7 protein-coding genes are annotated in these 5585 nt (G+C 37.0%); 1 reads left to right on the forward strand and 6 read right to left on the reverse strand.

What is annotated here, in order from left to right; genetic code table 11:
- Positions 1–99: 99 nt before the first annotated feature.
- The 4 genes from KO495_RS07975 to hemE form a co-directional block, all read right to left on the reverse strand.
- On the reverse strand, positions 100–993 hold the full coding sequence (locus KO495_RS07975) for an ABC transporter permease (RefSeq protein ID WP_215979881.1): 894 nt from the start codon (positions 991–993) through the stop codon (positions 100–102).
- Positions 993–1865 carry an ABC transporter ATP-binding protein gene (locus KO495_RS07980; RefSeq protein ID WP_215979882.1) on the reverse strand — a complete coding sequence of 291 codons (873 nt, stop codon included), beginning with the start codon at positions 1863–1865 and terminating at the stop codon, positions 993–995. Before KO495_RS07980 ends, KO495_RS07975 begins: the two co-directional genes overlap by 1 nt.
- On the reverse strand, positions 1862–2227 hold the full coding sequence (locus KO495_RS07985; protein ID WP_215979883.1) for a GntR family transcriptional regulator: 366 nt from the start codon (positions 2225–2227) through the stop codon (positions 1862–1864). Before KO495_RS07985 ends, KO495_RS07980 begins: the two co-directional genes overlap by 4 nt.
- Positions 2228–2518: 291 nt before the next feature.
- Positions 2519–3586 (reverse strand): uroporphyrinogen decarboxylase, encoded by a 1068-nt coding sequence (hemE, locus tag KO495_RS07990; RefSeq protein ID WP_215979884.1) that lies wholly within the window; start codon positions 3584–3586, stop codon positions 2519–2521.
- Positions 3587–4133: 547 nt separating this feature from the next.
- On the opposite strand from hemE, the gene KO495_RS07995 reads away from it, so the two are divergent.
- A complete protein-coding gene (locus KO495_RS07995) occupies positions 4134–4694 on the forward strand; it encodes a DUF2780 domain-containing protein (RefSeq protein WP_215979885.1) in 561 nt (186 codons plus the stop codon).
- Positions 4695–4716: 22 nt separating this feature from the next.
- Here KO495_RS07995 and sodX read toward each other — a convergent pair whose 3' ends face one another.
- Positions 4717–5013: a nickel-type superoxide dismutase maturation protease gene (sodX, locus tag KO495_RS08000; protein WP_215979886.1), complete on the reverse strand. Its 297-nt coding sequence runs from the start codon at positions 5011–5013 to the stop codon at positions 4717–4719.
- Positions 5014–5040: 27 nt separating this feature from the next.
- The gene (gene sodN / locus KO495_RS08005; protein ID WP_215979887.1) at positions 5041–5541 is read right to left on the reverse strand and encodes a superoxide dismutase, Ni; all 501 of its coding nucleotides are present in this window, start codon (positions 5539–5541) and stop codon (positions 5041–5043) included.
- Between the last annotated feature and the right edge of the window lie 44 nt (positions 5542–5585).

Here is a 5585-nt window from a genome sequence, read left to right on the forward strand (position 1 = left end):
CTAAAAAGGCGATAACGCTGTAAAAATGACTAACAAACGCTGCCCGAAGGGTTCAGCTAAAAGTTAACCGTGAAAGATCAACAGCCCCTAAAGACGGCATTAAATTTCGCTTTTATTAACCCTAAACCAATAAACCGCATACATAAGTACTGCTGAAGTAACAACGGTTCTATAGTCTATTTGCGCTAAAATAATACTCAAACTGTCATGTGCTTGTATTGAGTTGCCATGTTCAATACTCGGAGTTATTGAAAAATAGTCCATTAAAAACTTACCAAAAAACATATCTGGTAGCTGCAAGTAATTAACAATAATTCCTTCAATCACTAACAACGCTGCAATGGGTAATACCGCCCATAAAAATGGTGCTTTAGTTGCGTAAATAGACGCTAACATTAACCAACTAAATAATGGCAATAACCAAACAGCGGTTGGTAATAAGCTCACCCAAATGTAACTTAAGTTACTCACAATATTAATTTCGCCTAACAACCCAAAAAGGGAAATATCATAGCCAAAGTATAATACGCTACTAATAACAATATTCACCAACAAGCCTAATAAAAATAGTGCCGTTGCTGCTGACATAAAAATAGCTGGGATAACGATAGCACCAGTTAGTAACTTTATTGCCACAGTTAAACCATCTGATACTGGCAGTGAACGCCAAAACATCACTGAACGATCGCGCTTTTCATCAAACAAGCAATTAATTAAGTAATAACATTGCACAATAAACCCAACCACTAAAAACGGCGTAAATAAGGCAATGGTTGACGAAAAGAATATAGTTTGCAGCTCTGGTGAAGACTGTAACTCCGCTAATTGCTTTACTCCTGCAAGAAACTTATCACCATCAAGATCGTTTAGTAGCAATGCTAATAATGGCACCGCAATAATTAATCCGATTAAGGTAATAGGCACCCAAGTTAGCATCCCCTTAAATTCCCACAATTCTTTTTTAATAGAAGCTTTAATTAATGATGTGTTCATTAGCACGTCTCCTTATTCATCATACCAACAAAAATATCGGCTAAACTCGGCACACTCACTTGCCCCAAATCTTGTAATAAAGCCTGATCTGATGCGTTAAAATCACTATTATCAAAAAGCATCGTCGTTAACCCCATCATAGTATTCTTAAATAACGGCTTAAGCGTTTCGGCCTGTTCAACATGCTCAGCATTTACCGCTAAAATATTGAAGCGTTCACGAATATTTTCAGTGCTTTGCGACAACACTATTTCACCTGCTTTAATAAAAGCCACATCCGTTAAGATATGTTCAATTTCTTCAATTTGGTGTGTAGTAATCACAATGCATTTATCTTCGGTATAGAAATCTTCTAGAAGATGCTTGTAAAACTGTCGACGCGTTAAAATATCTAACCCTAGCGTTGGTTCATCTAAAATCAGTACTTTGGCATCAATCGCTAAAATAAGTGCTAAATGCAATTGCGTAATCATGCCTTTTGAAAGCGATTTTACTTTATCGCTTAAGGCAATATTGGTTTTGGCTAAAAATCCCTGTGCTTTGGCTATATCAAAATTATGATGAATATCATTCATATAACTTAATGCCTGCGATACTTTTAACCAACGAGGTAAAATAGCAACATCAGCAATATAGGCCACATCATTGAGCATCTTCACGCGATCTTTTTTAGGGTGGTGCCCTAAAACATCAATATCGCCAGAAAAATCAATAAGCCCCAATATCGCTTGTAAACAAGTCGTTTTACCTGCGCCATTAGGCCCGACTAGACCAATTATTTGTCCTGCTTCAAACGATAAATTGATATCTGTCAGTACTTTTTTGTCACCAAACGACTTGTTTAAATTAGTCACTGATACTAATGCGCTCATGCGTTATTCTCCTTATCTTCTGCAAGCAACTGTGCTACCGACAGCTTTAGTCGTGTTATTTGTTTTAATACTTGTGGCCACTGCGTGGTTAAAAAGCTCTCTCGTTCACGAGTGAGCATTAACTCTTGCGCGCCATGTTTAACAAAAAGCCCTTTACCCCGTTGTTTCTCGACAATATTTTCATCTTGAAGCATTTGATAAGCTTTTGAGATTGTTATCGGATTAAGTTGATACTCTGCCGCAACCTTACGCACAGATGGCAAAGGCTCGCCTTCTTTTATGTAGCCATCTAAAATACGAGCAACCACTTGTTGGTAAAGTTGTAGGTAGATAGGTTTATCAGCATCCCATTGAGGGGTCATAGCTTACTCCCTTGCGTTAACATAAAAACAATACACGTGTTATACACCACCAGCACACCAAAACACAAGTAATAAATTAGATAATATAAACTTAGAGCGATGAATTTAGTTAGAGGTACTCCCAATACCGGAGAATTTAGGTGAATATAATATTTAACCTGAATTTGGGTTATTTATTAACGGACACAAAAAAAGCCGAGTATACGTTAAGTAAACTCGGCTTTGTTAAGCAATACACATTAAACGGTAGTTAAGTTAATACATAACTAACCTAGCAAAATATATTCGGTGTTATTTATGGTAAGGCTGACTCAAACGACGTACCGACTCAATAAAGTGACCTGCATGTTCAGGGTTAACGTCTGGGTGAATACCGTGACCTAAGTTAAATACGTGACCTGTACCGCCATGACCAAAGCCTGCTAAAATTTTAGCGACTTCTTCTTCAATGCGTGGTTTCGGTGCATATAACATTGATGGGTCCATATTGCCTTGTAAGGCAACTTTGTCACCTACTCGTGCTTTTGCATCTTCAATATCAATAGTCCAGTCAAGGCCAACGGCATCACAGCCTGTTGCTGCAATAGACTCTAACCACATACCACCATTTTTAGTAAATAATGTTACTGGTACTTTACGGCCATCTGCATGACGGGTTAAACCATCAACAATTTTCGCCATATATTGTAATGAAAAATCTTTATAGTCGCGTGGTGATAACACCCCGCCCCAAGTATCGAAAACCATTACCGATTGTGCGCCCGCAGCAATTTGAGCATTAAGGTAGGTAATAACTGAATCTGCCAGTTTATCAAGTAACATATGCAAAGCTTGTGGCTCAGCAAACATCATTTTTTTGATTTTAGTAAAGGCTTTTGAACTACCGCCTTCAATCATATAAGTAGCTAATGTCCATGGGCTACCTGAAAAACCAATTAATGGCACTTCGCCGTTAAGCTCTTTGCGAATTGTACGTACCGCATTCATAACATAGCCTAACTCATCTTCTGGATCAGGAATGCCAATTTTTTCGATATCAGCTTTACAAGTAATTGGATTGGTAAATTTTGGACCTTCACCAGTTTCAAAGTATAAACCTAGGCCCATTGCATCAGGAATTGTTAAAATATCACTGAATAAAATCGCAGCATCTAATTTGAAACGACGTAATGGTTGAATAGTAACTTCACAAGCAAACTCAGCATTACGGCATAATGACATAAAGTCACCTGCAGTTGCTCTTAACTCACGGTATTCAGGTAAATAGCGACCAGCTTGGCGCATCATCCATACTGGCGTGTAATCGACAGGTTGCTTTAATAGCGCACGTAAATAATTGTCATTTTTTAATTCGGTCACCGAGAGTTCCTCTTAAGGTATTTACCTGTTTAATACGCAAAGTTAATTAGTTTTGTTAATTAAACTGTTATAGGCAGTAATTTATTGGCACAGTTTACCATCAGAGAACACTTTGATCCATGCGCTAAATCAAGGCAGAGAGAAAGTGAATATAAAAAGTTCAAATTAATTTTAATTATTTTTTTAGCCAACATAAGCTATTGCATTTTACCAATGAATATCAAATCAATAGCTTAGGAGCAACAACTAATTAGACCACTTTACTACGAAAAAAATCGTGGAGTTTATGCTCTATTAAAGTTGTTGCGGTGGCAAAAATGCTTTGGTATAAAATGCCTGCGCTTCAGAAAAACAATAATAAATATAAAACGCTACAACTAATAAGAAGCTTGTTTAACAAGACCATAATGCGAGCATTTCAAGCCTTTCTCTTTGAGAAAGGCTTTTTTATTGCCCTATTTTTCCTGTCTTTTATAATAATCATGTAATTTTGCTTCATATAGTCTTATATTAAACTTTTATTGATTAAGCCAAGGATACTTTCGTTATGAAAATCGCCCCTAAAATGTTACCTGCGGTGTTACTACCTGCACTGTTAAGCCTTTCAGTATTACCAGTATCGGCAAATGAACTAGCAGACTTAACTAAGTCTGCTGCTCAATCAGCAACCAAACAAGTCACGTCAGCAAGCCAAGAGCAAACTAAACCGTTACAAACCAACGCCATGATAAGCTATGCCGCTGAACAGCTTAACCTATCAGAAAGCACAGTTTCTGCTGGTTTTGGCTCTTTATTAAAGGTCGCTAAAGATAATTTAAGCGGTGAGAATTTTGCGATGATTAGCAAGGTTATACCTGATTTAGATAGCTACTTATCACAAGCACCAGAAGTTGCAGAATCAAAAAATTCATTGAATTCATTATTATCTAATGCAGGTGATGCAGGGAAAAAAGCAGAAAGCTTACAATACCTAAATAGCGCTTTTGAAAAAATTGGTATTCCAAAAGAACAAGCACCAGTGTTAGTAAATACCTTAAATGGCTACTTACAAAGTAACGGTTACGGGCAGGTAGCGACATACTTAGAAAAAGGTTTGAGCTTTTTATAACCGATGTATTTCCGCCTAAACTTTATTTAGGCGGAAAAACCCATAACACTTTACCTGCAATTTGTGATTTCCCTACCGGTCCAATTTTTTCAATGGGCAAACTACTTTTATGATGCCCTTTTAACCAAAAGAGTCCATTTCGATCAGTTTGTGCTAACGATTTCACCATATAACCGTATTTAGGGTGTAATACTTTCAGCAAACTTCCCTCTTTTAGCTTAAATATTTTTAACCAAGGTACAATAAATATATAGCTATTTTCAGGAATAGTTGGCGACATACTAATGCCGCTAACTTTACAAAAATGAAAACCAAACATAATAATGTTCCTTGAAAATAAGTTAACTTAAGCTAGCTTAGGATAAATTAATGGTTGCGTTGGTGGATAAGGACAAGCTGCGACAAAAGTCTCAACCCCTTTTGTTGTCCAGAAAATTTCAGCAAAACGATTCACCAGCGTTAATAGCTTAAGACTTGCCGCTTTACTAATGTGTTGTTTTGCTTGTGATGTCGCTAACATAATATTGTGAACCAATTCATGCAGCTCTGGATATGCATCGAGTTGTGGCGCTTTAATATAGTCGCCCCAAATGACATTAACTTCTGCTTTAACTTTCAAGCCATGTTTTTCTTTTTGATCGACTAAACGCAAAAACTGCGCCTGCTCATCCAATGTTAACGTATCTTTAGCTTTAAGTTCATCAAGTAAATCAACCATACGTATTATGGTTAATACCGCCAGCTGTGCACTAATGGGATCATAAATTTTACAGGGGATATCACAATGGGCACTAACAACAGGAAAGTGAAATTTTTCATCAATTTTAGCAATAAGGTTGTAAAACATAACGGTATCCTGCGTTAATAATAACTAACCTGAGCTCGGCTTAA

Origin of the sequence: Colwellia sp. D2M02 (genome assembly GCF_018860755.1) — a bacterium.
Taxonomy (GTDB): domain Bacteria; phylum Pseudomonadota; class Gammaproteobacteria; order Enterobacterales; family Alteromonadaceae; genus Colwellia; species Colwellia asteriadis.

Bases quoted from the DNA above. Each gene is read 5' to 3' on its own strand.
- KO495_RS07980 (WP_215979882.1), bottom strand. From the start codon at position 1,865: ATGAGCGCATTAGTATCAGTGACTAATTTAAACAAGTCGTTTGGTGAC.
- KO495_RS07985 (WP_215979883.1), bottom strand. From the start codon at position 2,227: ATGACCCCTCAATGGGATGCTGATAAACCTATCTACCTACAACTTTAC.
- KO495_RS07995 (WP_215979885.1), top strand. From the start codon at position 4,134: ATGAAAATCGCCCCTAAAATGTTACCTGCGGTGTTACTACCTGCACTG.
- KO495_RS07975 (WP_215979881.1), bottom strand. From the start codon at position 993: ATGAACACATCATTAATTAAAGCTTCTATTAAAAAAGAATTGTGGGAA.
- sodX (WP_215979886.1), bottom strand. From the start codon at position 5,013: ATGTTTGGTTTTCATTTTTGTAAAGTTAGCGGCATTAGTATGTCGCCA.
- sodN (WP_215979887.1), bottom strand. From the start codon at position 5,541: ATGTTTTACAACCTTATTGCTAAAATTGATGAAAAATTTCACTTTCCT.